Annotated in this window: 3 protein-coding genes and 1 pseudogene; all 4 read left to right on the top strand. The window is 72.6% G+C overall.

What is annotated here, in order from left to right; translation table 11 throughout:
* A partial coding sequence (locus tag V7E46_RS32755; protein WP_333771807.1) for a glycosyl hydrolase family 18 protein occupies positions 1 to 1,638 on the top strand: 1,638 nt, incomplete at its 5' end.
* A 154-nt stretch (positions 1,639 to 1,792) separates the two neighbouring features.
* Positions 1,793 to 2,239 (top strand): MarR family winged helix-turn-helix transcriptional regulator, encoded by a 447-nt coding sequence (locus tag V7E46_RS32750; RefSeq protein ID WP_333771806.1) that lies wholly within the window; start codon positions 1,793 to 1,795, stop codon positions 2,237 to 2,239.
* The gene (locus V7E46_RS32745) at positions 2,232 to 3,689 is read left to right on the top strand and encodes an MFS transporter (protein ID WP_333771805.1); all 1,458 of its coding nucleotides are present in this window, start codon (positions 2,232 to 2,234) and stop codon (positions 3,687 to 3,689) included. The genes V7E46_RS32750 and V7E46_RS32745 overlap by 8 nt, the downstream gene beginning before the upstream one ends.
* 215 nt (positions 3,690 to 3,904) lie before the next feature.
* Positions 3,905 to 3,991: pseudogene (locus V7E46_RS32740) on the top strand (SUMF1/EgtB/PvdO family nonheme iron enzyme); the annotation flags it as partial.
* Between the last annotated feature and the right edge of the window lie 119 nt (positions 3,992 to 4,110).

Below are 4,110 nucleotides of genomic sequence, written 5' to 3'. Positions count from 1 at the left end.
CCCCCGACCGGCCCCACCGGCGACGGAAAGATCACCACCCCCACCGGCCTGGCCGCGACCAAGGTCACCGGCAACGCCGTCGTGCTCAGCTGGAACAAGTCCACGGACTCCTCCCAGAACGGCGACGTCGCCGCGTACAAGGTGTACTCGAACGGCCAGATCGTGGCCACGTCCATGGGCACCACCGTCGCGGTCAGCTCGCTGCTGCCGAAGACTGCCTACACCTTCGCCGTACAGGCCTACGACCGGGCCGGGCACGCCTCGGCGACGCTGTCGGCCCCGGTCACCGCCACGACGGCGGCGGCGCCGGCCGCCAAGCAGTTCGCGTCCGCCTACTTCGACCAGTGGGGCATCTACGAGAACGCGTACTACCCCAAGCAGATCGGCACCAGCGGCGCCGCCGCCAAGCTCGACGTGGTCACCTACGCCTTCGAGAACATCCACCCCGGCACGCATACGTGCTTCGAGGCGATCAAGGCCTCCGACGCCGCCAACGAGTCCGACCCGAACGCCGGCGACGGGGCCGGCGACGCCTACGCCGACTACCAGGCCGACGTGGCCGCGGGCGACAGCGTCGACGGCACGGCGGACGTCTACGAGCAGCCGCTCAAGGGCAACTTCAACCAGTTGCGCGCCCTCAAGGCGAAGTACCCCAACCTGCGGCTGACCGTGTCGCTGGGCGGCTGGACGTACTCCAAGTTCTTCTCCGACGCGGCTGCCACCGACGCCTCCCGGAAGGCCTACGTCTCCTCCTGCATCGACATGTTCATGAAGGGCAATGTGCCGGCCAACGTCCAGGGCGACCCGTCCGGCGGCACGGCGTCGGCGGCCGGGCTCTTCGACGGCATCGACATCGACTGGGAGTACCCGGGCTCGGCCGGCGGCCACACCGGCAACCACTACGCGGCGGCGGACAAGGCGAACTTCACCCTGCTGCTCAAGGAGTTCCGCACCGAGCTGGACGCGTACGGCAGCAGTGTCGGCAAGCACTTCCTGCTGACCGCCGCACTGCCCAGCGGCCAGGACAAGATCGCCTACCTGGAGACCGACAGGATCGGCGCCTACCTCGACTACGCCGACGTCATGACCTACGACATGCACGGCTCGTGGGACGCGACGGGACCCACCAACCACCAGGACCCGCTGCACGACAGCCCCGCCGACCCGACGGGGCCGATCGCGCCGGGCACCGCCAAGTACAACGTCGACACCGCGGTGGCCGCCTACACCACGGGGCTGCCCGCGTACGGCATCCCCGGCGGATTCCCCGCCGCCAAGCTCGTGCTCGGCGTGCCCTTCTACTGGCGCGGCTGGACCGGCGTACCCGCAGGCGGCGACTACGGCCTCTACCAGCCGGCCACCGGACCCACCGCGGCGAAGGCGCTGAGCCAGGAGGCCGGCCTGGCCGCCTGGAAGGAGCTGAACGCCACCGCGGCCACCACCCACTGGGACCCGGTGACCGAGAGCGCCTGGATCTACGACGGCACCAACTTCTGGACCGGCGACAATCCGCAGGCCGTCCAGGCCCGCGCCGCCTACGCCAAGTCCAAGGGCCTGGCGGGCATGTTCGCCTTCTCGCTGGAGAACGACGACGCGTCGGGCACCCTGCTGAACGCGATGACCGGCAGCCTCGGCTGACCCCGGCCGCCCGGCCCCGGGCGCGCTGACCGGCCGTACCGCCGACCTCCCGGCGGTACGGCCTTCGCGCTGTCCGGGGGGCGCCGCCACCCGGCAGGGCAATCTGTACAGTTGAAACTGTACAACTCACCCTGCGGGTCCTAGGGTGGAACGCATGAACGAGAGCCCCCGCCTGTCGCCCTCGGCGGTGCAGGCGTCGCGAGAGGTCCGTACGGTCATCAGCCGGCTGCGGCGGCGCATTCTGAAGGCCGCCGAGGCCGAGGACATCACTTTCGGGCAGGAGTCCGTGCTGGCCCGGCTGTCCGACCGGCCGGGCGTCACGGCCAGCGAGCTGGCCTCGGCCGAGGGCGTACGCCACCAGTCGATGACGACCACCGTCGCCTCCCTGACCGCGCTCGGGCTGGTGGAACGCCGGCCCGACCCCGACGACGGGCGCCGGCTGCTGATCGCGCTGACCGCGGAGGGGCACCGGCGGGTGGCGGAAGGGCGGGCGGCCCGGCAGGAATGGCTCGCCGGCGAGCTGCAGGACAAGTGCACGGAAGAGGAGCGGCGGGCCGTGGTCGCCGCCATGGCCGTACTGGTGCGCCTCACCCATGAGTGAGCGGAAGACGGCGGGGCCGGGCAAGGCGCCGGCGGCCTTCGACCGGCGGCTGCTGCCGCCGATGATGCTGGGTTCGGTCCTGAACCCGATCAACTCCACCATCATCGCCGTCACGCTCATCCCCATCGGCGATGCCCTGGGCGCGCCGCCCTCGCAGACCGCGTGGCTGGTCTCGGCCCTCTACCTGGCCACCGCTCTGGGGCAGCCCGTCGTGGGCCGGCTCATCGACATCTTCGGGCCGCGCAGGCTCTTCCTGGTCGGCACCAGCCTGGTCGGGGTCGCCGGTGTCATCGGCACCCTGGCCCCCGGCCTGGGGGTGCTGATCGGCTCGCGGGTCCTGCTCGGCTTCGGCACCTGCGCCGGGTATCCGGCCGCGATGGCGCTGCTGCGCAGCGAGGCCGGGCGCACCGGGCAGGACAGCCCCGGCGGGGTGCTGACCGCGCTGGCGGTCGCCAACCAGACCATCGCCGTGATCGGCCCGCTGCTCGGCGGCCTGCTGATCGGCCTGGGCGGCTGGCGCGCCACCTTCGCGCTGAACGTGCCGCTGGCCGCCGCGGCCGTACTGCTGGGGCTGCTCCGGCTGCCGAAGGAGGCCCGCACGGGCGAGGCCCCGCGGCGCGGGCGCCGCGCCGCCCAGCTCGACCTGCCCGGCATGGCGCTGTTCGCAGTCCTGCTCGTCGCGCTGCTGCTGTTCCTGATGAACCCGCACCTGCGCAACTGGTACCTGCTGGTGATCGCCGCCGCCGCGGGCGCCGCCTTCGGGGTACGGGAGCTGCGCGCCCCGACGCCTTTCATCGACCTGCGGGTGCTGGGCGGCAACACGCCCCTGCTGGTGACCTACGGCCGCGCGCTGGTCGCCTACGTCGTCGCCTACTCCTTCCTCTACGGCTTCACCCAGTGGACGGAGGAGGGCTACGGGCTCTCGCCCTTCCACGCCGGGCTGGTGCAGATCCCGATGTTCCTGGTGGCCATCGGGATCTCGATCGTCACCGGGCGGCGCAGGAGCGTACGCGGCAAGCTGCTGGTCGGCGGGGTCGGACAGGTCGCCGCGTGCGTGGTGATGCTGACGCTCACCGGGGACAGCCCGGTGTGGACGCTGGTCGCGGTCGCCGTGGTCTTCGGCCTCCCGCAGGGCCTGAACAACCTGGCCTTCCAGAACTCCGTCTACTTCCAGTCCGAACCCGAGCGCACCGCCTCGTCGGCGGGGCTGCTGCGTACGTTCGCCTACGTCGGCTCGATGGTCGCCGCCGCCACGACGGCGGCCTCCTTCGGGCAGCGGGCGGACACCGGCGGCATGCACCACCTGGCCTGGATCATGCTCGGCGCGGGCGTGCTCTACCTGCTCTCGACCGTTTTCGACCGCACGCTCGGCCGCTCGCCGGGCGACCCGCCCGGCCGCGAGGCCGACGCGTACGCGGACGCGTCGGCCGATACGCCGCGAACGCCGTAGCCCGCGCCGGGCGCCGCACTCCCGACCCGCCCAGCGCTGAACGAAAGGCGCACGCCATGTCCCGTACCGCCGTGCTCATGATGGACGTCGAGCCGAACCATCTCCCCCACGCGCCCGCCGACTACCTGCCGCGTGCCCGGCGCGCACTCGATACGGCCCGCGCGGCGGGCTCGCCCCGCCTACCGCCCGCACGCCACGGCGAAGGCGTCGAGTAGGACGAGTCCGCCGAGGGGTACCGGCTGCCGACCGAGGCCGAGTGGGAGCGCGCCTGCCGCGCCGGTACGACCGGCCCGCACTGCGGCTCAGTCCGGTGTCCCCGGGATGCCGCCGCACCGGCCCGCGTCAGCGGAAGCCTCAGCCGGCCCCCTCCGGTGCGGCTGCCGGGGCTTCGGGGGGCGGGCGGCGGCGGGACTTCAGGGAC

Source organism: Streptomyces sp. IBSBF 2435 (assembly GCF_036815005.1).
In the GTDB taxonomy this organism is placed as follows: Bacteria; Actinomycetota; Actinomycetes; order Streptomycetales; family Streptomycetaceae; genus Actinacidiphila.
Note: the sequence above shows the minus strand (reverse complement) of the source record. Positions and strands in the feature narration are given on the sequence as shown.

What these genes read in the sequence shown, in the direction of transcription:
- V7E46_RS32750 (WP_333771806.1), top strand. Translation starts at nt 1,793, where the DNA reads ATGAACGAGAGCCCCCGCCTGTCGCCCTCGGCGGTGCAGGCGTCGCGA.
- V7E46_RS32745 (WP_333771805.1), top strand. Translation starts at nt 2,232, where the DNA reads ATGAGTGAGCGGAAGACGGCGGGGCCGGGCAAGGCGCCGGCGGCCTTC.